This is a genomic window from Bradyrhizobium jicamae, from assembly GCF_001440395.1.
Classification (GTDB): Bacteria; Pseudomonadota; Alphaproteobacteria; order Rhizobiales; family Xanthobacteraceae; genus Bradyrhizobium; species Bradyrhizobium jicamae.
Genome location: NZ_LLXZ01000152.1, coordinates 23,578 through 45,854, shown reverse-complemented (window position 1 = coordinate 45,854; position 22,277 = coordinate 23,578). Strand labels below are relative to the sequence as shown.

The following is a 22,277-nucleotide window of genomic DNA, read 5'->3' as shown; positions in this document are numbered from 1 at the left end:
TCCGATGATTTCGAGGATCGTTCTGACGACAGGGCTTCTCCTCGTCCTGATCGGACTTTGGGGCATGCTCACACACCGCAACATCCTGCGGATCATCATCGGATTCTCGTTGATGGGAACCGGCACCCATATCGTCATCGTCGCAATCGGATACGTGGCGAACGGCACAGCACCGATCATCGACCGCGCGCTGAGTGTGTCGGAAGCGACATCACGTGCCGTCGACCCGGTACCGTCTGCACTCGCCGTCACCGCGATCGTGATTGGCATGGCTGTGACGGCGGTCATGCTGGCCTATGCAATACGGCTCTATGAGTGCAGGAAAACACTATCAATCGACGCCTTCACGGAGTCGAAATGGTAGAGGGCCTGCTCCACCCACTCAACATTTTCATTGTGGGCCTGGGTGGCGGCTTCCTGATTCCACTGTTCTATCGTCTTGGCAAATCCTGGACAGCCGCCGCCTTTATCGTCGCGCTCGCGGCCATGACGCTGATCTCCGGCTACGCACTGTTCGTCCTCTTGAACGGCGCCGCGCCCACTGAGATCCTGACCGGCGGCGCGAAGCCGCCTTATGCGATCAATCTGCGCATGGGGCTCGCCGAAAGTTTCTTCGCCTTCAGCGTCAATCTCGTCGCGCTTTTCGGCGTCGCCTATGTCGCGCGCGAAAGGTACGGAACGATGCTGCTTTACCTGCTGCTGGTCATGGGCATCCAGGGCATGGTGATGACCCGCGATCTCTTCAATCTGTTCGTCTTCCTGGAGATCGTCTCGATCGCGACCTATGGGTTGCTCGGCCTGCGGGACGCACACGCGGCTTTGTCGGCGACGTTCAAGTTTCTCATGGCGACCGTCCTGGCGTCGACCTTCTTCCTGATCGGCACCTTGCTGCTCTATGCCACAACCGGCATCCTGAACATCGACGAACTGATCGCAAAGCGCGCCTCGATCACAGGTCCGATCGGCTTCGCCGCACTCATCTTCCTGCTGGCGTGCCTGCTGCTGGAGCTGAAGCCCTTCCCCGCAAACGGCTGGGGCCTCGACGTCTATGAGACGGCGCGCAGTGACGTTGCCGCGATGATCTCGGGCGGAGTTTCGGCGGGCGTCTTCTTCGCCCTTCTCAAGTTATTGCCCCTGTTCGAGGACCAGCTGGAACTTATCGCCGCCCTGGGCGCGATGACATTCGTCTTCTCAAACCTCATCGGCCTCCAACAGACGAACGCACAGCGTCTTCTCGGCTATTCTTCGATCGGCCAGATGGGCCTGCTGACCATCGCCGCGCCCCTGCTCTACCGACTCAACGCCGACAATGCGATGTTCCTGGTGGTCGGCGGGCTGTTCATCAATCACCTGTTCGCCAAAGTCGGACTTTTCTGGCTGGCCGGTTACGTCGGCAAGGAACGCCTGCAAGATTGGGCGGTCCTCGCCAGACGGCCGGGAGCGATCCTGACGTTCGGCATACTGATCGTCGCGATATCAGGATTGCCGCCATTCCCGGGATTCTGGGCGAAATGGCAACTCGTCATGACCCTGGCAGTCGGCGATCTCTACGTCTGGATCGCCATCGTGCTGGTAGGATCGTTGCTCGAAGCGGCCTACATGTTCCGCTGGTTTGGCCTCGCCCTTAACTCTCCAGCCGAGGCGGACGGCGTGTCCCACGGCCAGGCTGATTTATTTCCAATCTTCGGAATGGCTCTCCTTCTTGTGGTCAGCGGGTACGTCGCCGGCAAACTTGCCGGCCTTGCCGCACTGTGGGCGTACATGCCGCTTGCTGCAGGCCTCGTATTATACATGCTCGCTCGGCTGCCGAGCCGGGTGCAGTATCTGATCGTGCTCGTTCTGGTGACCGTTGGTGGAGGCCGGCTCATTCTCGAATTGTCCGGCATAAGTTTTCTGTTTGCGATGCTCCTTCTCGCTGGCGGCCTTGTTCTGTCGATCGCCTGCCTCGCCCGCACGGACCGCCGTTCGGGTTTTTATCCGCTGCTTGCCGTCATGCTGCTGTCGCTGCCGGCGTTGCCGCGCGCCACGACCAGCCTTGAATTCATTTTCGTTTGGGAGCTGATCACACTATCCTCCTATTTCCTGATCCTGCAAAGGACCGAGGCCGCGTCCCACGCGCTGCAGTATTTGCTGTTCTCGCTGGCCGCGGCCTTCTTCCTGCTATGCGCGTTCGCAGTACTGCACGCGCAGACCGGCAGCGTGTCGCTATCGGCGCTGCGCGTGGCGGGCCCGGACAGCGCTCCCGTCTTTGTGCTGCTGGCCATCGGCCTGCTGATCAAGGCCGGCGCCATCGGGGTCCATGTCTGGCTACCGGGCGCCTATGCGGAATCCGATGACGACGTATCCGCCCTGCTCTCGGCCGTCATCAGCAAGGTGTCGATTTTCGGACTGCTGGTCGGAACCTACGTCGCGATCCGCTCTGACGTGAGCTTGAATCTGGCGCTCGTCGTGGGCTGGATCGGCATGCTGACCACGCTGGCCGGCGCCATGCTTGCCGCGCGCCAGGACGATCTGAAGCGCATGCTCGCCTATTCCAGCATGAGCCAGCTTGGCTACATCGTGGCGGCGATCGCACTGATGAGCCATCTCGGCTGGGTTACGGCGCTCTACCTCGCTGCCAATCATCTCCTGGTGAAGGGCATCCTGTTCCTCGTCGCAGCCGCGATCATCTTGCGAACGGGGAAGCGGTCGATCGTCGAACTCGGCGGTCTTGCCGGCGTCATGCCCGTCACATTCACAGCGGCTGCGATCGCGATTGTCGCGATGTCCGGTCTACCGCCGCTCGCCGGTTTCGGCGGCAAATGGCTGCTGCTGAGCGCAATGATGGAGAAGGGCTGGTACGGGCCGGCGCTGATGACTCTGCTGGCGACCTTTGTCGGCTTCATATACATGGCACGCTTCATCCAGGCGATCTTTCTCGGACCTCGGAAGGCTGCACATGACGCCCTGGCGGAGGCGCCGATTTCCCTGCTGATACCGCAGACCCTGCTGATCGCCGGCATTTTCCTGATGTCATTCTTCCCGAAACTGCTGATCACCCCGCTCTCCAACGCGATCGATCCGCAATTCGCATCGACGCTGGTGTGGCAGGGCATGTCGCTGGAGATGATCTACGGCTACTGGAATCCGGTACCTGTCATGGCGCTCGCCGTGATCGCATCCACGATATTGTTCGGATTGTTCTGGTTGCTGCAACGAAGCGGCTGGTGGTCAGCCATCGCAAATGCCGAGATCGGTGGCACACGATCAAGCCTCTACAAAGGCCTCACGACTGTCTTCACAGTCCTGACGCCTCCATGGGCCGGCGCGCTCTGGGGCGGATTGACCGAGGCCACCACGAGCTCGGCCGAGAGGATCCGGATCCTCTACACGGGCAACGGCCAGACCTATAACCTCTACATTTTGTATTACTTTATTGCTCTGTACGCGGCCGCAGGCGGCGTTCGCCATTTGTGGGCGGGGGTCGACTAAACCAGAGCGCGTATCTCAAGCGAACTCCGTCAACGCGTCGTACGAGACCCGTTTTGTTCTCGGGAAGCTCCGCTCTAACTTATTGAAGATGAATGCTCGCGATGGTGGGCGCACCAGGGCTCGAACCTGGGACCCGCTGATTAAGAGACACGCTGCTGACCTTGATTTCTCAAGAGAATTTTTCCAACTGAGACAAGATCTGATCATTAGAGATCAATGGCTTACAGCGAAAAATCCAACTGTGAGCGCGCGTCCGGGTTGTCAGATCGATGCATCCGAGGCGTCGGGGGTCGAGTGACTGGAGCGACTCGTACCCCCGACAGCGTTTGTCCTCATTGCGGTTTGCATAAGTCTTCGTGACTGACCGAACACTGAACTCTGCTCATAAGGGGCATTGTCACTCCCCGGTCGTGCGCGAGTACCTTCGCTTGCGACTTCCGCGAACGTCATATCATCCAAAAGATGACTTCCCACGCTTGCCCTCACGAGATTTTTCTTGATCTTCCGCTGCACACGTCATGCACACACGCCATCCTAAGCACTTGAAGGAACTCTACTCTCGCTCCAATCCATCATGAGGAAGTTTGAGCTAGGTCCAGCCCTCGACATCTAACGAAGGAAGTATTTCGTGGACGGGAATGTCGTGGTGCTAACTGGACTCCCAAACTGGCCACGCAGTGCCCATCGCCCCCCGTTCCAGCGGCGGCGACGAGGGTCGCATTAGTTCGATCGCAGCAACCGCTTGGCGATATTTAGAAGGTGAATTTGGCTAGTTCCCTCATATATGCGAAACGCCCGAACGTCTCGGTAGAAGCGCTCGATGCCAGTACCTTTCACGTATCCTTGCGCGCCAAAGACCTGGACTACCCGATCGGCCACCCTGCCGCACATCTCGGTAGCGAAATATTTGCATATGGAGACGTCCATTGTGACGTCCTCGCCCCGATCGCGTTTTCGCGCGGTCTCGACAATCAGGGCACGGGCAGCCTCGATCTCGACCTTGCATTCGGCCAGCATCGCCTGCACCAACTGGAAATCAGCAATCGGCCGACCAAATTGTTCCCGTCGCCGCGCGTAGGCGATTGCCTCATCGAGCATCCGAATGGCAGGTCCGGTACAAAGCGCCGCAAGATTGATGCGCTGCTTATTTAGCGCCTTCATTACCGTCTTGAAGCCACGCCCCGGCACGCCGCCGACGATGGCGCTTGCTGGTACCCGGCAATTGTTCAGGACGATTTCGCCGATCGGGGCTCCTTCCTGTCCCATCTTCGGCGTCGAACCTCCAGGCTCGAGGCCAAGTGTACCGCGTTCGATCAGGAAAGCACTAATACCCGACGCGCTCGGATCATCGGGATTGGTACGTGCGAAAACGGTAAAGAGGTCGGCGATCGGAGCAAGTGTAATGTAGCACTTTTTGCCATTGATAACGTACTGACCGTCGCCAGTCGGCTGCGCCGTCGTGCTCAAGGCGATCGCGTCCGAGCCTGCGTCCGGCTCTGTCAGCGCAAGACAGCCCAGCATCTCGCCTGACGCGAGCCTTGGAAGGTACTTGCGCTTCTGCTCTTCCGTTCCGTCCTGGACCAATCCTTCGGAGCCGATACCGGCGTTGGTGGCGATATGGGCCCGGTAGGCCACCGAGCATCGGGACAATTCGATGAAGGCGAGCGCCAGTTCCTCGGTCGTGAGGCCACTGCCGCCATACTCCTTCGGAATGCTCCATCCGAATGTGCCGAGACGTCGCGCCGCGACAACAATGTGGTCGGGAACCCTGTCTTCGGCCTCGACCCGATCTTCTTCCGGAATGCCCAATTCGCGGACAAAGGTCTTGATGTCGCCCAGCAGGCGATCGAGCTTTTCGGTATTGGTGATCATTGCTTAGGTTGCCTGGACCGCCGCGGACTTGACTATATCGAAGCGGGCGCGCTGCGATTCCGGACGTAAGAAAAGCAGCCCTATGACACCGCCAACGAGCGTGACCACCCCGCAGATCGAGAACCCGAGGCTGTAGCCCTCGACCGTCGAGGCAGCCCCTTCGATAACGCTTCCCATCAAGTAGGGGGCGATGATACCTGCCGACGTGCCCACAGCGCTATTAATGCCCAGCATGGCGCCGCGCTGACTAGGCGGCGTTATCTCGGCAAGGATGGCCGGAGAAATCGGATAGACAATCGATGGCAGTGCGACACCGATTAGAACGAGAACGATCTTCAGCGCGACACTGGCGACAAAGGGCGCGGCCAGGAGAGCAAGCCCACCGACAATGAGGGCTGCGCCTGTGAGCACGCCACGCGCTGCTCGGCTTGAGTATCCCCTGCGCATCATCGATTCGGAAACCCAGCCCCCGCCGATCACCACAAAGAACCCGACCAGGAAGGGCAGAGCCGTCAACTGACCTGCCACCGACTGCGAGAAGCCCAGCGCCTTGATCAGCCACGGTGTGAACCAGGAGAGCACCAGAGCCAGACCAAAATAGGCGCCAAAGTAGCTGCACCAGGAAGCAAGATTCGTGGGGCTCAATAGTAGCGAGCGGTAAGGAAGCCGGTCCAGAGTGTCGGCCTTGGCCGAGCGAGCCGCAACATCTGGTCCCTCTTCTCCGAAAATGGCAAAGAGCAGCACCCAGAGCAGTCCAACGACGCCAAGAGATCCAAACGCATAATGCCAGCTATAGTTGGTGATGATCCAGGTGAGGATCGGAACGACGATGATAACGCCGATTGATGCTCCCTGAGAAATGATGGCGCCAGGAAGTGCGCGCCGGTCGTCCGGAAACCACTTGTAGGTGGCATGGAGCGCCACCGGATAGGCTGGCCCCTCACCCGCACCGAGCACAATGCGGCAGACGATCAAGGTTTCGATACCAACCTTGCCCAGCATCGGAAACTGGACCAGCGCCCATATCAGCCCCATCGCCAATAGCGCCCATTTCGAATGGATGCGGTCGACGAGGAACCCGGTGACGATCGCGGAAACCGAAAACAGGAAAAAGAAGCTCGAACCGACAAGGCCGAACTGCTTCGGAGTCAGTTGCAGGTCTGTCATGATGGGAACGCCGGCCAGGCCAACAATGACCTTGTCGGCGAAGTTAATCATCATGAAGCCGAAAAGCAGGGCAACCATGACCCAGGCCTTTCCAGCCGTTCTTTGATCCGACATCGATTCCTCCCTTATTCTTTTGTTTGCTTCGAACGGGCGCGTTGGACGCTCAGGCTGATATGCGGACCGACAGCGATGAATAGCCGTGCACGAAGTTCGACGGCACCCGCACCGGCTCTCCAGTCACCTTCACATCCAGTTCGCGCCTTAGAATCTCTTCCCAGAGGATTCGCAGTTGCATTTCTGCGAGGCGATTGCCAACGCAGCGGTGAATGCCGAAACCAAATGAGAGATGCTGCCGTGGGTTCTTGCGATCGATGATGAAGCTGTTCGCGTTCTCGATCACTTCCTCATCGCGGTTGCCGGAAATGTACCACATGACAACCTTGTCACCCTCGCGGATACGCTTTCCCCCGACTATAGCGTCCTGAACAGCGGTCCGGCGCATGTGCGCAAGCGGTGTCTGGTAGCGGATGATCTCGGAAACCGCGCTCGGAATGAGGGCGGGATTGTTGCGGAGTTTCTGCAACTGATCCGGATTCTGGTTCATGAACCAAAGCCCGCCGGTGATCGAGTTGCGCGTGGTATCGTTGCCGCCGACGATCAGGAGAATGAGATTGCCGAGGAATTCGCGCGGCTGCATGTTGCGCGTCGCAGGCGAATGGGCCAGCATCGAAATCAGATCGGAGCCTGGCGCCTTGTTGATGCGCTCGTTCCAAAGCCGGGTGAAATACGCCAAGCACTCGGCCAGAATGGCGTCGCGCTTCTCCCAAGTATCGATCGGCTGGCCAGCCTGCGGAAACGTGGTTGCCACGTCCGACCAGTACGTCAGCAGCCGCCGATCCTCAAAGGGAAAGTCGAACAGAGTCGCGAGCATCTGCGTCGTCAACTCGATCGAGACCTTGTCGACCCAGTTGAAGCTTTCCTGACGAGGCAGACTATCGAGGATCGTGCAGACCCGGCTGCGGATCAGCCCTTCAAGATTGGCGAGATTGGCCGGCGCGACGATCGGGCTGACGGTCTTGCGCTGCTCATCGTGCTTGGGAGGATCCATCGCAATGAAGTTAGGAAATCGCTCACCCACATTGCGATCGACGATGATGATGCCGCCGGCCTCGGAAGAAAATGCCTTGTGATTGGTATCGACCGCCATGATGTCTCGATATTTGGTGATCGACCAATAGGGGCCAAACATGCCGTCCCTGCAGAAGTGGACGGGGTCTTCCTTACGCAAGCGCTCGAAATACGGCCAGACGGTATCGTCCTGAAAGCGCTTGGGATCGCTCACATCGATTCGATCCAGCGGTACCGCCTGCGCCTCATATTGGGCCCGATTGACAGCCAGTGTGCTCATCGCAGATCTCCTCGCCTTAGTGCTGGCTTTCCGGCAGACGGACCCGGAGACCATCCAGGGCATCATCCATCCGGATCTGGCAGGCGAGCCGCGAATTCTCCTGCGCCGTCGACGCAAAATTCAAGAGTTCGTCTTCGGGGACTGTTCGCTCGCCAGTCTTTTCCAGCCAGGCCGGCTCGACATAGACGTGGCAGGTGGCGCAGGCGCATTCGCCGCCGCAGTCACCGTCGATTCCTGGCACATTGTTGTCCACGGCCGCCTGCATCACGCTGGTTCCGGCTGGGACTTCGATCAGATGTTCGCGTCCTCCGAACTCAAGAAAATGGATTTTCGGCACGGCAATCCTCCCAATGTTTGCGAGTTGATCGGGCGATGAACGAAGCCGCCGGTCCAAGCCTGGCTGCCTTGAAATCGCTTCTTGGAATTGGCGCGCATATAGGCCACCGATAGCGGCTACGTTTTGCTTACCGGGGCAGCCGCTTTGCAATTTGGGGCGCTTGGCGCTAAGGTCCGGTACCTCCGAAGGGATGCCGAGGGCTCCATGATGGCCATTCCCGCAAATCTCTTCCGGGCCGCGATCCTTACGGGCTACTTTGATGTGGCACAGTCGTTTGGCCTCGACACCTATCGACTAACCAAAGGCGTCGGCCTGCACCGACTAGACCTATCTGATCCGGATGTACTCATCCCCACGGCAGCAGTCCTCGAACTGCTGGAGCGCTCGGCCCTTGCCGCCGGCGCCGAAGATTTCGGGCTTCGCATGGCCGCAAAGCGCAGTCTCGCGCATCTTGGACCGATCGGCCTCGTCGCGCGCGAAGAGCCTACACTTCGAGACGCCCTTAAATTGTTCGAGCGCCATTTCCGGCTTCACACTGAGACCCTGATTCTCACGATCGACGAACGAGGTGATATTGGAAGCGTCGGGGTTCAGTTGATGCTCGCGACGAAGGGCAGCGCGCGGCAGACGATAGAACTCATCGTCGGAATTGTGTTTCGTACTCTAAAGGCGCTCGCAGGTGATCGATGGTCGCCAGAATACGTAAGCTTCTCCCATTCATCACCAAAAGGGCGCACCACCCACAACAGTTTCTTCAAATCGCGCCCTTACTTTGATGACGCGTTCAATGGGATCGCATTGCGAACGGACGACCTCAACGCACCGATTACCACCGCGGATCCAGTTATCGCGCGCTATGTGCGTCACTACCTGGAAGACGCGATGGCCCAACCCGCCGTCTTGATCGATGCGACCGTACGGCAACTCGTATTCGCCCTGCTGCCGTCGGGGCGATGCACCAGCGATTTGTTGGCGCGTCATTTAGGGATCGATCGTCGTACCCTGAGTCGTCGCCTCGCCACGCGAGGCACCACTTTCTCGGCCATCGTCAACAGCGTACGCCTCGAGCTGGTGCAACGGCACATCCGGACGGAAAGCAGATCGCTCACCGAGACGGCGCAGTTGCTTGGCTTTTCAAGCTTGGCCACGTTTTCGCGTTGGTTTTTATCTCATTTTGGCACCAATGCCACCGCGTGGCGCAGGATGCACGGTCAAATCACCTGATGAAGAGCTGAGAAGCTCTCCATGAATTCTCGACGCTCCCCACAACGGGTTGGCGATGCTCATCTCGCGGATAAGCCGGCGAATTTCCGACGGTGCAATTGGTCGGCCGCAGCGACGATCTGGTGGCGCAGTCGGCTTGATCACACGGCATCTGGTCGGGATCGGCTCGAGCAAGCTATTCGGCCTAGATTTCCCTCAAGCCGCTCGGCGTCGGCATCTATTCCGCCGCGATCAAGAAGGATAAGCTACCCGATAGCGGCTACGCCGATATGATCGCGACCACGACGCGGCTCAACAAGGTGGGGGCGAAGCTTGGCGCAAACAGCGCCGTGCATGCCATGACCGATGTGACAGGGTTCGGCCTGCTCGGACACGCCCTTGAAGTGGCGCGCGGCTCGAAAGTGTCGCTCGTTGTCGACATGAAGGCCCTGCCCTTCCTCAGGGAGGCAGCGCAGCTAGCCCAACAGGGATGCGTCACCGGCGCCTCGCACCGCAACTGGGCAAGCTATGGTGCGAGTGTCACCTTGCCTCTTCACTGCGCCGACTGGCAGCGCCACCTTCTCACCGATCCGCAGACCTCCGGCGGGTTGCTGGTGGCCTGCGAGGCCGCGGAAGCGCAAGGCATCCTGGAGACGATCCGGGAAGAAGGATACGCCGAGGCGCGCGTCATTGGTCGCGTGGAGGCGGGACCGCCCGTTGTAAGGATCGGCGTGTAGCGGCTTCCATCCGTCAGAACTCTGCAATCGCGGTCTGGTATCGAAATCTGTCACAAGTACGGGCCAGCTCGATCGCCACCGTCGAGCGCACGAAATCGTAAGCAGGCGTGCAGAATCATCTGTTTGGTAGCAGGGGAGCAACTCGAACCCCCTACCCGAACATTCCGGTTGTGGTTCCGGGCGAGCTGCGCCCGTCGGACTGTCCTATCTGCGCGCCTTAGTATCCCAATCTACGACGAGCTCGCAATCGATCTGCACCAATTGACCTGAGCGCTGCACTTCATGGCGAACGTACAGAAACGAAGGAGAAGCGCTCAGAAGTTCAGAACGATCAAGCCGTCCTCCCAACTGAAAAGCCCGTTCTGATCCGAAAATGCCCTAAGTCTTCGAAAGGATTGGTGGGCGCACCAGGGCTCGAACCTGGGACCCGCTGATTAAGAGTCAGCTGCTCTACCAACTGAGCTATGCGCCCGGACGCTTTAGGTCCGGAAAACCCTTGCGAGGGGCGTCGTTTAGCAAAGCGATCCCGCGATGTCCAGCAAGCCGGGTGAAGTTTTCCCGGGCTTTGGTGGCTTTCCGAAATGGCGAAAAGCCGCTGGATATCAGCGGCTTCTGCCGATGTCGGGACCCGGGGCCGATCAGGGGCGCATCAGAGCCGTTCGGGGCCGCCGCGGTCCGGGCTGCCATCCCGCTCATAGCGGTTGCGATGCCGGTCAAAGTCGCGATCCCGGCCCATTTCGCGCTCGAACCGGTGGTGGCGCCAGCCTTCCCGGCTCCCGAACCGGTCCATCCGGGTCAGGATGGCAAGCCGGCGCTTCTGGCTGTCATCCAGCGTCTTGTAGAGCGGATCGGCCGCATCCGCGATCTTCTTCATGGCCGCCGCCGAGGCCGCCATGGTCTCGGCCCGGTCACGCAGCCGGGCGACCGGATCGTCCGGCTTCTGCTGGCTGGAATCGTCCCGAGACGCATTCATCCGCGCATTGGCGCGATCGATCCTGAGCTTGGCGAACTCCTTGACCGCGGCCTCGACCGGCGGCCACAGCTTTTCCTGCTCGGCCGAGAGTTTGAGGCCGGCATGAACGGCGGCAATCCGCGCGTCCGCAAAAGCCGCCCGGTCCTCCGGGCTCATCCGCATATGGCCATAGCCCCAATGGCGGTGCTGGGCGTAGACGGCGGTGGAGCCGGCGATGGCGAGAACCGCAACCGCTGCGATGGCGAACTTCCTCATGCGAACCTCCTGTGAAAGGTTGCCTGAAGATGAGCCGGCCCCGGGCCGTGTTCAACTTAAGGATTGGCAAGAGAGGCTTCCCTTACCAAGATGTAATCCACCCTCCGTTTGACCCGGTGCAATGCGGCATGGCTAGAGCATGCCGAGCATTCGCGGCAGCCACAGCGAGATCTCCGGCACATAGGTGACGATGCCGAGGAAGATCAGCATGGTCAGAAGCCACGGCCACACCGCGATCGTAAGCTCCGTGATACCCATCTTGGCGATGCCGGACGCAACATAGAGGTTCAGCCCGACCGGCGGATGGCACATGCCGACCTCCATGTTGACCACCATCAGGATGCCGAGATGCACCGGATGGATGCCGAGCTTAACCGCCACCGGAAACAGGATCGGCGCCATGATCAGCACGATCGAGGACGGCTCCATGAAGTTGCCGGCGATCAGCAGCAGCACGTTGACGACGAGCAGGAACACGATCCAGCCGACGCCGATCGAGGTGATCCAGTTGGCGATCTGCTGCGGAATGTTCTCGTTCGCCATCAAGAAGGAGAACAGCACCGCGTTGGTGATGATGTAGAGGATCATCGCACTCATGTTGGCCGAGCCGAGCAGCACCTTCGGCACATCCCGCAGCGTCATGTCGCGATAGACGAACACGGCGATCACGAAAGCATAGACGGCGCTGATCGCCGCGGCCTCGGTCGGCGTGAAGACTCCGGCATAGATGCCGCCGAGCACGATCAGGATCAGCAGCAGGCCCCATACGCATTTGCGGAACGCAGTAATGCGTTCGCCCCAGCTCGCCTTCGGCAGCCTCGGATAATCGTTGCGCCATGCGCGGTAGAAGGTGGTCAGGCCGAGCAGCGTCGCCAGCATCAGGCCGGGAATGACGCCGGCGATGAACATCTGGCCGACGGACGCGGAGGAGACGCGCTGGCCGGCCGGATCGAGCGCAATGTTGCCGCCGGTTGCCACGCAATAGATTACCATCACGATCGACGGCGGGATCAGGATGCCGAGTGCGCCCGAGGTGGTAATGACGCCGGCGCCGAAGCGTTTCGGGAAACCCTGCTTCACCATCGCGGGCAGCATGATCGACCCGATCGCGATCACGGTAGCGGGCGAAGAGCCCGACACTGCGGCGAACAGCGCGCAGGCCAAGACGCCGGCAAGCCCCAGCCCGCCATACCAGTGGCCGATCATCGATCTCGCGAAATCGATCATGCGTCTCGCGACGCCGCCATGGGTGAGGAAGTTGCCGGCGAGGATGAAGAACGGGATCGCCATGATCTCGAAATTGTCGATACCGGTGAAAAGCTTCAGCGCCACCGATTCCGTCGGCACGTTGGTCATCGTGTAGATGAACGTGAGCACCGTGAGGCCGAGCGCGATCGAGATCGGCATGCCCGTGAGCATCAGCGCGATCAGGAGGCCGAAGATGATAACCGAGGTCATCGCGTCACCCCCGCAGCGCCCGCACCGGGCTCGTCGACGTCCACGCCCTCGACATGGGCGTGGTCGTGATGCGGCAATTCACCAGTGAAGAAGTAGTGATATGCCACCTGCAGGAAGCGGAAACACATCAGATAGGAGCCGAGCGGAATGCAGAGGTAGACGAACCAGCTTGGAATCTCGAGGTCGGGCGACACCTGGTCGGTATGGTAGAGCCCGTAGACGAACTTCGCGCCCATGGTGCCGATCACCACGGTGAAGAAGGCGCCACAAAGCAAACCGAACAGCACGACATAGTTACGCCAGGGCGACCTGAGCTGGTTGACCACGACGTCGACGCCGACATGGATGCCCGTGCGCACACCATAGGCGGCGCCGAACTTGGCCACCCACACGAACATGTAGATGCACAGCTCCTGCGCCCAAGACAGGTTGATCGGAAACAGGATCGGGAAGAGGACGGGTATGCCGAGCAGATAGCGATGGCACACGGCGAGGAAGATCAGCAGGGTTGCGAGCGCCATCAGCGTCGCGATCAATATCTCCTCAAGCCGGTCGAGGATGCGAAGCAATATCAATGTTCCCCCTTCAGGCTGGGCCTCTGACAACCCTCACCTACCCTATCCTGCGCGGCTCGCGCCGCTCGCCCCGAAAAATGCGAAGGGCTTCCGTGCCGTGGCACGGAAGCCCAATCAACATTCACCTAGTTCGTCGCGCCCCTCGTCTCCTTCAGGAACTCGTCGATCAGCGGCTGGCCGACGCGGCCGGCGACATCCTTGTAGACGGGCTCCATCGCCTTGCGCATCGCGGCGTCCTGCTCGGGCGTGAGCTTGATGATCTCGCTCTTGCCCGTCTTCTTGATGTCGGCGAGCGCGTCGTCGTTTTCCTTCTGCGACTGGGCGTTGCCGTAGGCGGTGGCTTCCTTCATGGCCTTCTCGCAATTGGCCCGGACGTCCGCCGGCAGGCCATCCCAGAACTTCTTGTTGGTGACCACGACATAGCCGATGTAGCCGTGATTGGTTTCGGTGATGTACTTCTGCACCTCGTGCATCTTCTGGGTATAGATGTTCGACCAGGTGTTCTCCTGTCCGTCGACGACGCCGGTCTGCAGCGCCTGATAGACTTCCGAGAACGCCATCACCTGCGGGACCACGCCGAGCGAGCGGAACTGCGCTTCCAGCACCTTCGACGACTGAATGCGGAACTTCAGGCCACGATAGTCGGCAGGCGCCACCAGCTTCCTGTTGGCGGACATCTGCTTGAAGCCGTTGTCCCAATAGGCAAGACCGATCATGCTCTTCGGTTCGAGCAGCTTCAGGAGCCTGGCGCCGAGCGGACCGTCAGTCACTTTCCGCAGCGTCTTCAGATCGGGAAGAATGTAGGGCAGATCGAAGACCTCGAACTCCTTGACCCCGATCGGGCCGAACTTCGAGTTCGAGGGCGCCAGCATCTGCACCGCGCCGAGCTGCAGCGCTTCCAGCTCTTCCTTGTCCTTGTAGAGCTGCGAATTCGGATAGACTTCGACCTTGACCTTGCCCTCGGTGTATTTCTCGGCCAGTTCCTTGAACTTCTCGGCCGCCAGCCCCTTCGGCGTATTGGTTGCCACCACGTGGCTGAACTTGATGACGATCGGCGATTGCGCCGCAGCGGGTCCGACCAGAGCGAGCGCCGCGATCGATGCTGCGGCCAAAATCAGCTTGCGCATGTTTCCTCCCGTTATTGTCCCGGAACTCGCGACGCGGCTCCGGTGCTTGCATGCCAGATGCACCAATATAGACAAGCCGACCGAATTGCCATTGCCCGTTAGAAGGGGCCTGTTGACGCCGTTTGCTGCGTTGCAAAAAATTCCCGATTCAGGCGGATCGTGCCGGACGCGCGCACGCCGCGTCCAATAAACCTTCGGCATGTCTGCTTTCCCCGTAACGAAAGGCTCCTCAGGTCCCTCCCCGTCATTGCGAGCGGAGCGAAGCAATCCACGCCTCAACGCGGGGATAGATGGATTGCTTCGTCGCTTCGCTCCTCGCAATGACGGTCGATACAGTTTCGCATTCTCGCGGCGCGTTGCGCCCGAGGTTTGCTTTTAACTTTCCGCCCCCTCCATTCAGAGGGCGCAGGGAAGACCGGGTGCTTGCCACACCCGCGGTCTCGCGTGCCATTGCGCATGGCAAAAAGCGCACACGAGCATACAGGTTCGGCGGAAACACTCCGGCCTTCCCTGCGCAATGGCTTTACGGCTTACTTCGTGCTCTTCCCGGAGAACGGCTCTTTTCGGGATATCTTGTCGCAGTTGCGCGTTGAAAATGCGCTTGCACGGAAAGCAGATCAGTTCGCAGGGATCGTAGGGTGGGCAAAGCGAAGCGTGCCCACCATCGAGCAGCGTGCACGGTGATGGATGGTGGGCACGTCGCTGGCGCTCCTTTGCCCACCCTACAATCGCGTCGCTCAAAACAAAACACGGCGCTCAGAGCGCCGTGTTTCATTACTCGGGGATCGAGCGGGATTGTTTCAGCCCGCCGCCTGTGCCGGCATGTCGCGCTGGCGCTTCATGACGATCTTGTTGAGTGCGCCGAGATAGGCTTTTGCGGAGGCGACCAGCGTATCCGGGTCCGCGGCGCGCGCCGTCATGGAGCGACCCTCATGCGAGAGACGCACCGAGACTTCGGCCTGCGCATCGGTGCCTTCGGTGACGGCGTGGACCTGATACAGCTCCAGCTTGGCCTCGTGCGGCACCAGTGCCTTGATGCAGTTGAAGACCGCGTCGACCGGGCCGTTGCCTTCGGCTTCCTCGATCTTGATCTGGCCGTCGACGTCGAGCTTCATGGTGGCGCGCTGCGGACCATGGGTGCCGGCGATGACCGTCAGCGAGGTCAGCTTGATGCGATCATGCGAGGCCGCCATTTCCTCATCGACCAGCGCCTCGATGTCCTCGTCGTAGATGTCCTTCTTGCGGTCGGCCAGCGCCTTCATCCGCGCGAATGCATCTTCCAGCTGGTTCGGGCCGAGCTTGTAGCCCATCTCTTCCAGCTTGTGCACGAAGGCATGACGGCCGGAATGCTTGCCCAGCACCAGTGAGGACTGCTTCAGGCCGACCATTTCGGGCCGCATGATCTCGTAGGTCGAGGCGTCCTTCAGCACGCCGTCCTGATGGATGCCGCTTTCATGCGCGAAGGCATTACGGCCGACGATCGCCTTGTTGTACTGCACCGGGAACGAGGTCGCCGCCGATACCAGTTTTGAGGCGCGCGTCAGTTGCGTGGTGTCGATCCTGTTCCACCACGGGAATTTGTCGTTGCGTACGTTGATCGCCATCACGATCTCTTCGAGCGCGGCGTTGCCGGCCCGCTCGCCGATACCGTTGACGGTGCATTCGACCTGGCGCGCGCCGCCGGCGATGCCGGCCAGCGAGTTCGCCACCGCCATGCCGAGGTCGTTATGGCAGTGGACGGAGAAGATCGCCTTGTCGGAGTTCGGCACGCGCTCGATCAGCGTACGCATGAAGTGGGTGTACTCCTCCGGCACCGTGTAGCCGACGGTATCGGGAATGTTCACCGTGGTGGCGCCGGCCTTGATGACGGCTTCGACGATGCGGCAGAGGAAGTCCATCTCGCTGCGGGTGCCGTCTTCCGCCGACCATTCGACGTCGTCGATCTGGTTGCGGGCGCGGGTGACGTTGGCGATCGAGAGCTCGACCACCTGCTCCGGCGTCATGTTCAGCTTGACGCGCATGTGCAGCGGCGAAGTCGCGATCACGGTGTGGACGCGGCCGCGTTTGGCAAACTTCACCGCCTCGGCGCAGCGATCGATGTCCTTCGGATGGGCGCGCGACAGGCCGGCGATGACGGCGTTCTTGGAGCGGCGGGCGATCTCGCTGACCGCCTGGAAATCGCCTTCCGAGGTGATCGGGAAACCGGCCTCGATGACGTCGACGCCCATGTCGTCCAGCATCTCGGCGACCTCGAGCTTTTCCTCGTAGGTCATGGTCGCGCCAGGGCACTGTTCGCCGTCACGCAGCGTGGTGTCAAAAATGATGACGCGGTCCTTCTCGGACTTGTTGGCGGTGGTCATGGTTCTGTATTCCTTTGGGTCTTGCGCCGCTTCAAGTGGCGCTGAAGGGTCTGGTGATCTCGCTCAAAACCCCTGAGTGCCCAGGCGCAAATGCCCAGACGGCCCTCAGGGGCCGATAAGAAGCAGAAGCCCGCCAATAAGGAGGGTGGGCGCGGACGCAGCCGGACGAGCGGGGGCAGCCTTGGCGGCTCCACCCAAAACTCCCGACTTTTCGCTGCGAATCAGCATTGCCAGACCCTTGTGGACGCCCAAATCTCGGCCAAAACCATTGACGGTCCGTTGCCGCGGGGGCGTTCCGGGGTTGTTCTAGACGAGAAATATGGCCGGCCGCAATGCCAAAAGATGGTCAGGATGGGTGACCTAACGGCGGCGAAGCGGCCCCAGGAGCAGAAAGCACTTTCCGGCGTTACCAGCCCATAGCTCGAAGCGAACAGCCAATGGGCGTTGAGACCGAAATCAAGCTCCGTATGCCCAAGCGCCATCTCGGGCCCTCCTCCAGATTGACCGTGCCCGGCTGCAAAATTGGCAAGCGCTCCGAGAGCGACTTGCTGTCGACCTACTTCGACACCCCAAAACACAAGCTGAAACGGCGCGGACTTCTGCTCCGGGTGAGGCAAACGGACGGCAAGCACGTTCAAACGATCAAGAAGACGTCTGGCGCGCGGTTCGGCCGTGGCGAGTGGGAAACCGAGATAGCAGGTCGCACTCCCGATCTTGACGAGGCGGACGGCACGCCGCTTGAACGGCTGGCCTCAAACAAGCTGCGGCGCAAGTTGAAGCCGATCTTCGAGACCTCGGTACATCGCATCATCATGCCGGTCCGCACCAAACGGAGCGAACTGGAACTTGCCATTGATCGCGGCAGGATCGTCGCGGCCGGGCACACAGGCCGCATCGAGGAGATTGAACTTGAATTGAAAAGCGGTCCGGCAAGCGACCTGTTTCGCGTCGCGAAGGTGCTGGAGCGAAAGCTCGCGGCCGAGCTTTGTTTGAGAGCGAAGGCAGACCTTGGCTATGATCTCGTCAAGGGCAAGCGCGCTCAGGCTGTTTTCGCCGAACCAATCGAGTTTGGGAAGCGAATGACAGCCATCGAGGGCTTCCAAACCATTGCGCGCTCCGCCCTTCGCCATTTTTCGGGAAACGCTGATGCTGTCCGCAGCCTTGATCCGAAAGGCGTGCATCAGATGCGCGTAGGCTTGCGCCGCCTGCGCGCCGCCATTTCGCTGTTTTCCAAGGCATTGCCTGAGACGAAAGCCGAAGAGATCAACACAGAACTCAGGTGGCTGACAAATGAACTCGCCCGCGCGCGCGAGCTTGACGTCTTCCTGGAGGAGAAGATTGGTCCGGTCGCCCGCGAAATAACCCCGCGCCGGGGCGGCAAGGCCATTGCCAGGCAGTTCGCCGAAAAGCGCACCGAAGCGCTCGAGCAGGCCAGGAGGGCCGTGGATTCGCCGCGATGCCGCGCGCTACTCGTCGATGTGCTCGAGTGGATCGAGGCGCAGCACGGACGGACGGACGCCGCAAACAGCGAACTTGGCAAATTCGCCGCAAAGCTGCTGGATCGGCGCATCAGGAAGGCGCAAAAGGACGCCGGAAAGCTGCAAGAGTTGACAGCGCCCGAGCGGCACAAGTTCCGGATCAGGATGAAGAAGATCAGGTACGCGGCAGAGTTCTTCGAAAGTCTCTTCCCCGGCAAACGTGATCGAAAGGCGCTCGCGCTTCTATCGAAACATGCAAAGAAGATCCAGGATGCTCTGGGCTCGCTGAACGACTTCGTTGCGGATCGAAAGATGGCCGCAGAAGCGGCGCTCAAGGCGCCACCGCAAGACAGGCGCGCCCGAGCCTATGTTTCCGGCATCATCGTTGGCCGCGAAGATGAACAGGCAAGGCCGCTCATGCAAGCAGCGGCGAAGGAACTGCGGGCGCTACGCCATCTTTCCGCCCTTGCCTGATGCGGTCTTACACACGCTTGCGGGGCTGACGCGACTGGATACCTTGTCAATTTCGTCGCCCGCGCCCCTTGGGGCGGAGACTCGATGGCGAGCGGCCGTAAAGATCGGCGAAGGCAGCATTGAAGCGGCGCACACTGCCGAAGCCCGCGCGGAAGGCGATTTCCGTCATCGTGTCGCTGGTGGTGTCCAGCAGTCGCTTCGCCCGCTGCACCCGGCGGGTGGTCGCGACCTGCTGCGGGCTGGCCCCGACGTGGCGCTCGAACAGCCGGGCGAGATGGCGGGAGGTGACCCCCAGCCTCTCCGCCAATGCGACGACTGATCCGCGCTCCAGCGCGCCGCCTTCGATCAGTTTCAGTGCCCGCGCAACCGTCGACCGCGTGCCGTTCCAGGCCGGGCAGAATGGCGCGGTCTCCGGGCGGCAGCGCAGGCATGGCCGATATCCCGCCGCTTCGGCGGCGGCGGCCGTCGGGTAATAGGTGACGTTGCGCGTCAATGGATGCTTCACCGGACAGACCGGGCGGCAATAGATCCGCGTGGTCCGCACCGCCGTGAAGAAACGGCCGTCATAGCGCGCGTCGCGCCGCAGCCGCGCAGCATTGCAAACATCGAAACTCAGCATCCGCGAACCCTACCGCATCGGGCGGCCGGAAAAAATGGCTGGAGGTGATGAGGTCCGATTCCGGCCAGCAGCCAGGGTCGGACCGTTCTACATCGGCGATCGGCTCCACTCCCCACTGAAGGCAACAGCATGAACAATCCGACCGCCAAGGACGTCGTCCTCAACGCCTGGAAGACATTCTCGACACGCGACGCCGGCCAGATCGCATCCCTCTTCACGCCGGACGCCGAATGGATCGCGCCTGCCCGCAATGCAACGGCGGTGGCGCTCGACCACACCGATCACATGATCGGCCCCGACCAGATCGCGCGCTTTATCGCCTCCGAGATGCACCGCCTGTTCTCCGAAATCGATATCTCGTTCCGCGCTGTTCATGCCGATGGCGATTCGGTGATCGTTGAAGAGCGGATGCGGGCGACACTCCCCGAAGGACGGCATTATGACAATGACTACTGTTTCGTCTTTGTCGTCGCAGGCGGCCGCATCAAACAGGTTCGCGAATACATGGACACGCGAAAAGGCTGGCAGATGATCTTCGGAGAAGCCGCGGCGTAACGCGATGGCCGCAGGGTGGGCAAAGCGAAGCGTGCCCACCATTCGAACGACACCACGCGTAACGAGTGGCGGGCACGGCGCAGGTGCGCCTTTGCCCACCCTACTCTGGCGGCTCCCGTAGCCCGGATGAGCGCAGCGATATCCGGGCCCGAGGCTGAACACCGGCAGCGACGATCCCGCATCTCGCTGCGCTCATGCGGGCTGCGGAGCCGCAGGCTGGGCAAAGTGCGCGTGCGCACCATTCCGCGGCGCCTGTCCAACAAGGTGCCTTACGGCAGCGATCCTCTCAGTCCTTTGACACCACCGACGTCAGGAGTAACCGGGACACCGTCCTCTGCCCTGCTGCGCGTGCGGCGCCCATCGTGTTCGGACGCCGTGACGACCGCACCGCCTTTCTCAGCCGTCCCGACATTTTGAACGACGACCGCGCCAAGCACGAGCAGTGCGACCAGAATCAGCCCGCCCGTGGCCGGAGTTAAATTGGACACAAAACGCATCACTTCTACACCCACGCGCATCACCCGCGGCCCGCTGCTACAGCAGTCGTTGAGTCGCCAGGCGATTTAGTGACGTGGCGGTGGCGATGCGGCGTTCATTCTCTCGTGCGCACCGTACACCGCAGATATCCACGAGTGGCGCCCGGCGTTGCTACCCGACGCGCATGCGTTGCTCAACATTGGCCGCCGGCCCGCCTGCGCGGACGTTGCGCATGGCGGATGGATGCGCTTGCGAGGCCGCGATACTTTTCCAGGGACTGATCGTTTCGACGATGATGTTGATTCCGGCCAAGGCGCTGTCGATCTGGCGCTGCACGTTGTTGACCTCGGACTTCAGGAAGTCCTGCATTCTTTGCAGCTCGGAAACCAGCCCCTGAAGTTCGTCGATCGAGTTCGAGGTCAACCGGGCGACGGACGAGCTGATGCGTTCGGCACTGACCTCCAGTGCGCCAGCGGGTTTCGACTTCTCTTGCGGTTCCGATTTGCTGGATTGTGTCGCCAAAGCCGGTTCCGCCGAAGGCGTTTTTTCGTCGGGTGCGGCAGATGTTGGGGTATCCATCAGCTTCTCCGTTGGTGCGGGTTGTCGCACGACCAATCCCGAACCCAATTGGTTAATAATTCGTTTACAACGCCCCTGTTTGGTTAATATTTGTTTACGATCTGCCCGGGTTCTCGCTGAAGAAGCCGGCCGATCCGGAATTTTGTAGGTGGGCAAAGCGCAGCGTGCCCACCCTTCGTCCGGATTACTCGGCACCAATGGTGGGCACGGCGCTGCGCGCCTTTGCCCACCCTACTTCGCCTTTTCTTCCGCCAGCAGCGCCTCGCGCACCTTGGCGAACTCGCTGCGGTCGGCCTTGTCGACCTCGGGGAAATGCAAATCGAGCTTGTCGAGCGCTGAGACGATCGCCGAACCGATCACGACGCGGGCGAACCATTTGTGGTCGGCGGGGACGACGATCCATGGCGCGGCCTTGGCCGAGGTGTGGTGGATCATGTCCTGATAGGCGGCGTGATATTTTGCCCACAGCGCGCGCTCGCCGATATCGACCAGCGAGAACTTCCAGTTCTTGGCAGGGTCCTCCAGCCGCTCGAGGAAACGCTCGCGCTGTTCTTCCTTGGAGACGTTGAGGAAGAATTTCAGGATCACGGTGCCGTTGCGCGCGAGGTAGCGCTCCATCGCCGAGATGTCCTCGAAACGCTCCTTCCAGATGTCCTTGGTGACCAATTGCTGCGGGATCTTCTGCTTGGCGAGGACCTCCGGGTGCACGCGCACGACAAGGCATTCCTCGTAATAGGAGCGGTTGAAGATGCCGATGCGGCCGCGCTCGGGCAGCGCGATCGTGCTGCGCCAGAGGAAATCGTGGTCGAGTTCCCGGCTCGACGGCTGCTTGAATGAAGTGACCTCGCAGCCCTGCGGGTTGACGCCCTCGAATACACTCTTGATTGCGGAGTCCTTGCCGGCGGCGTCCATGCCCTGGAAGATCAGGAGCAGCGACCAGCGGTCCTGCGCGTAGAGCTTTTCCTGAAATTCGCTGAGCCGCTCGCGATTGGCCTCGATGATCTCTTTCGCCTTGTCCTTGTCGAGACCGCCCTTCTCGTTGGTCTTGTGCGATTTCAAATGAAATTCGCCGGAGCCGTCGTAGCGGAACGGGGCGACATAGGGTTTCAGTTCATCCGCGAGCGACTTCGAGGGCTTCTTGTTCATCTATCT

19 protein-coding genes and 1 tRNA gene are annotated in these 22,277 nt (G+C 60.7%); 6 read left to right on the top strand and 14 right to left on the bottom strand.

Going from position 1 to position 22,277, the window contains the following annotated elements; genetic code table 11:
- Window positions 1-4 precede the first annotated feature (4 nt).
- Together CQ12_RS24540 and CQ12_RS24535 are read left to right on the top strand one after the other, a co-directional pair.
- Window positions 5-364 (top strand): sodium:proton antiporter, encoded by a 360-nt coding sequence (locus CQ12_RS24540; protein ID WP_057837874.1) that lies wholly within the window; start codon window positions 5-7, stop codon window positions 362-364.
- Window positions 358-3,471: a proton-conducting transporter transmembrane domain-containing protein gene (locus CQ12_RS24535; protein WP_057837873.1), complete on the top strand. Its 3,114-nt coding sequence runs from the start codon at window positions 358-360 to the stop codon at window positions 3,469-3,471. Before CQ12_RS24540 ends, CQ12_RS24535 begins: the two co-directional genes overlap by 7 nt.
- Window positions 3,472-4,191: 720 nt before the next feature.
- On the opposite strand, the gene CQ12_RS24530 is transcribed toward CQ12_RS24535, so the two are convergent.
- From CQ12_RS24530 to CQ12_RS24515, 4 genes are read right to left on the bottom strand one after another with little or no spacing between them, the layout of a single operon-like run.
- Entirely contained in the window at window positions 4,192-5,343 is a 1,152-nt protein-coding gene (locus tag CQ12_RS24530; protein ID WP_057837872.1) for an acyl-CoA dehydrogenase family protein, read from the bottom strand.
- Between the two features lie 3 nt (window positions 5,344-5,346).
- The gene (locus CQ12_RS24525; RefSeq protein ID WP_083519468.1) at window positions 5,347-6,624 is read right to left on the bottom strand and encodes an MFS transporter; all 1,278 of its coding nucleotides are present in this window, start codon (window positions 6,622-6,624) and stop codon (window positions 5,347-5,349) included.
- Window positions 6,625-6,673: 49 nt separating this feature from the next.
- Window positions 6,674-7,918 (bottom strand): cytochrome P450, encoded by a 1,245-nt coding sequence (locus CQ12_RS24520; RefSeq protein WP_057837870.1) that lies wholly within the window; start codon window positions 7,916-7,918, stop codon window positions 6,674-6,676.
- A gap of 16 nt (window positions 7,919-7,934) precedes the next feature.
- Window positions 7,935-8,183, bottom strand: coding sequence for a 2Fe-2S iron-sulfur cluster-binding protein (locus CQ12_RS24515; protein WP_347337444.1), 249 nt, complete (start codon window positions 8,181-8,183; stop codon window positions 7,935-7,937).
- 276 nt (window positions 8,184-8,459) lie between these two features.
- On the opposite strand from CQ12_RS24515, the gene CQ12_RS24510 reads away from it, so the two are divergent.
- Window positions 8,460-9,479, top strand: a complete 1,020-nt coding sequence (locus CQ12_RS24510) for an AraC family transcriptional regulator (RefSeq protein ID WP_157088454.1) — start codon at window positions 8,460-8,462, stop codon at window positions 9,477-9,479.
- A gap of 188 nt (window positions 9,480-9,667) precedes the next feature.
- On the top strand, window positions 9,668-10,195 hold the full coding sequence (selD, locus tag CQ12_RS24505; protein ID WP_083519466.1) for a selenide, water dikinase SelD: 528 nt from the start codon (window positions 9,668-9,670) through the stop codon (window positions 10,193-10,195).
- A gap of 396 nt (window positions 10,196-10,591) precedes the next feature.
- Here selD and CQ12_RS24500 read toward each other — a convergent pair.
- The 6 genes from CQ12_RS24500 to CQ12_RS24470 form a co-directional block, all read right to left on the bottom strand.
- Window positions 10,592-10,667: transfer RNA gene (locus CQ12_RS24500), tRNA-Lys, on the bottom strand.
- A gap of 177 nt (window positions 10,668-10,844) precedes the next feature.
- Window positions 10,845-11,423 carry a Spy/CpxP family protein refolding chaperone gene (locus CQ12_RS24495; RefSeq protein ID WP_057837867.1) on the bottom strand — a complete coding sequence of 193 codons (579 nt, stop codon included), beginning with the start codon at window positions 11,421-11,423 and terminating at the stop codon, window positions 10,845-10,847.
- A gap of 132 nt (window positions 11,424-11,555) precedes the next feature.
- Window positions 11,556-12,881, bottom strand: a complete 1,326-nt coding sequence (locus tag CQ12_RS24490; protein ID WP_057837866.1) for a TRAP transporter large permease — start codon at window positions 12,879-12,881, stop codon at window positions 11,556-11,558.
- A complete protein-coding gene (locus CQ12_RS24485; RefSeq protein WP_057837973.1) occupies window positions 12,878-13,453 on the bottom strand; it encodes a TRAP transporter small permease in 576 nt (191 codons plus the stop codon). The genes CQ12_RS24490 and CQ12_RS24485 overlap by 4 nt, the downstream gene beginning before the upstream one ends.
- Before the next feature lie 128 nt (window positions 13,454-13,581).
- Window positions 13,582-14,583, bottom strand: a complete 1,002-nt coding sequence (locus CQ12_RS24480) for a TRAP transporter substrate-binding protein (protein ID WP_057837865.1) — start codon at window positions 14,581-14,583, stop codon at window positions 13,582-13,584.
- A gap of 800 nt (window positions 14,584-15,383) precedes the next feature.
- Entirely contained in the window at window positions 15,384-16,943 is a 1,560-nt protein-coding gene (locus CQ12_RS24470; protein ID WP_057837863.1) for a 2-isopropylmalate synthase, read from the bottom strand.
- A 437-nt stretch (window positions 16,944-17,380) separates the two neighbouring features.
- Here CQ12_RS24470 and CQ12_RS24460 point away from each other — a divergent pair, with 437 nt between their 5' ends.
- The gene (locus CQ12_RS24460; protein ID WP_057837861.1) at window positions 17,381-18,895 is read left to right on the top strand and encodes a CYTH and CHAD domain-containing protein; all 1,515 of its coding nucleotides are present in this window, start codon (window positions 17,381-17,383) and stop codon (window positions 18,893-18,895) included.
- Between the two features lie 46 nt (window positions 18,896-18,941).
- Here the strand turns inward: CQ12_RS24460 and CQ12_RS24455 are convergent, their stop codons facing one another.
- Entirely contained in the window at window positions 18,942-19,514 is a 573-nt protein-coding gene (locus CQ12_RS24455; protein WP_057837860.1) for a bifunctional transcriptional activator/DNA repair enzyme AdaA, read from the bottom strand.
- 129 nt (window positions 19,515-19,643) lie between these two features.
- On the opposite strand from CQ12_RS24455, the gene CQ12_RS24450 reads away from it, so the two are divergent.
- Window positions 19,644-20,069, top strand: coding sequence for a nuclear transport factor 2 family protein (locus CQ12_RS24450; protein WP_057837859.1), 426 nt, complete (start codon window positions 19,644-19,646; stop codon window positions 20,067-20,069).
- A 269-nt stretch (window positions 20,070-20,338) separates the two neighbouring features.
- Here the strand turns inward: CQ12_RS24450 and CQ12_RS45210 are convergent, their stop codons facing one another.
- From CQ12_RS45210 to CQ12_RS24435, 3 genes are all read right to left on the bottom strand, one after another.
- Complete coding sequence (locus CQ12_RS45210; RefSeq protein ID WP_198164250.1) at window positions 20,339-20,581, bottom strand: hypothetical protein; 243 nt, start codon at window positions 20,579-20,581, stop codon at window positions 20,339-20,341.
- Window positions 20,582-20,717: 136 nt separating this feature from the next.
- On the bottom strand, window positions 20,718-21,125 hold the full coding sequence (locus CQ12_RS24440) for an RAD23 family protein (RefSeq protein WP_057837857.1): 408 nt from the start codon (window positions 21,123-21,125) through the stop codon (window positions 20,718-20,720).
- A gap of 231 nt (window positions 21,126-21,356) precedes the next feature.
- Entirely contained in the window at window positions 21,357-22,271 is a 915-nt protein-coding gene (locus tag CQ12_RS24435) for a polyphosphate kinase 2 family protein (protein WP_057837856.1), read from the bottom strand.
- Window positions 22,272-22,277 lie beyond the last annotated feature (6 nt).

What these genes read in the sequence shown, in the direction of transcription:
- CQ12_RS24540 (WP_057837874.1), top strand. Translation starts at nt 5, where the DNA reads ATGATTTCGAGGATCGTTCTGACGACAGGGCTTCTCCTCGTCCTGATC.
- CQ12_RS24535 (WP_057837873.1), top strand. Translation starts at nt 358, where the DNA reads ATGGTAGAGGGCCTGCTCCACCCACTCAACATTTTCATTGTGGGCCTG.
- CQ12_RS24530 (WP_057837872.1), bottom strand. Translation starts at nt 5,343, where the DNA reads ATGATCACCAATACCGAAAAGCTCGATCGCCTGCTGGGCGACATCAAG.
- CQ12_RS24525 (WP_083519468.1), bottom strand. Translation starts at nt 6,624, where the DNA reads ATGTCGGATCAAAGAACGGCTGGAAAGGCCTGGGTCATGGTTGCCCTG.
- CQ12_RS24520 (WP_057837870.1), bottom strand. Translation starts at nt 7,918, where the DNA reads ATGAGCACACTGGCTGTCAATCGGGCCCAATATGAGGCGCAGGCGGTA.
- CQ12_RS24515 (WP_347337444.1), bottom strand. Translation starts at nt 8,183, where the DNA reads ATGCAGGCGGCCGTGGACAACAATGTGCCAGGAATCGACGGTGACTGC.
- CQ12_RS24510 (WP_157088454.1), top strand. Translation starts at nt 8,460, where the DNA reads ATGATGGCCATTCCCGCAAATCTCTTCCGGGCCGCGATCCTTACGGGC.
- CQ12_RS24495 (WP_057837867.1), bottom strand. Translation starts at nt 11,423, where the DNA reads ATGAGGAAGTTCGCCATCGCAGCGGTTGCGGTTCTCGCCATCGCCGGC.
- CQ12_RS24490 (WP_057837866.1), bottom strand. Translation starts at nt 12,881, where the DNA reads ATGACCTCGGTTATCATCTTCGGCCTCCTGATCGCGCTGATGCTCACG.
- CQ12_RS24480 (WP_057837865.1), bottom strand. Translation starts at nt 14,583, where the DNA reads ATGCGCAAGCTGATTTTGGCCGCAGCATCGATCGCGGCGCTCGCTCTG.
- CQ12_RS24470 (WP_057837863.1), bottom strand. Translation starts at nt 16,943, where the DNA reads ATGACCACCGCCAACAAGTCCGAGAAGGACCGCGTCATCATTTTTGAC.
- CQ12_RS24460 (WP_057837861.1), top strand. Translation starts at nt 17,381, where the DNA reads ATGGGCGTTGAGACCGAAATCAAGCTCCGTATGCCCAAGCGCCATCTC.
- CQ12_RS24455 (WP_057837860.1), bottom strand. Translation starts at nt 19,514, where the DNA reads ATGCTGAGTTTCGATGTTTGCAATGCTGCGCGGCTGCGGCGCGACGCG.
- CQ12_RS24450 (WP_057837859.1), top strand. Translation starts at nt 19,644, where the DNA reads ATGAACAATCCGACCGCCAAGGACGTCGTCCTCAACGCCTGGAAGACA.
- CQ12_RS24440 (WP_057837857.1), bottom strand. Translation starts at nt 21,125, where the DNA reads ATGGATACCCCAACATCTGCCGCACCCGACGAAAAAACGCCTTCGGCG.
- CQ12_RS24435 (WP_057837856.1), bottom strand. Translation starts at nt 22,271, where the DNA reads ATGAACAAGAAGCCCTCGAAGTCGCTCGCGGATGAACTGAAACCCTAT.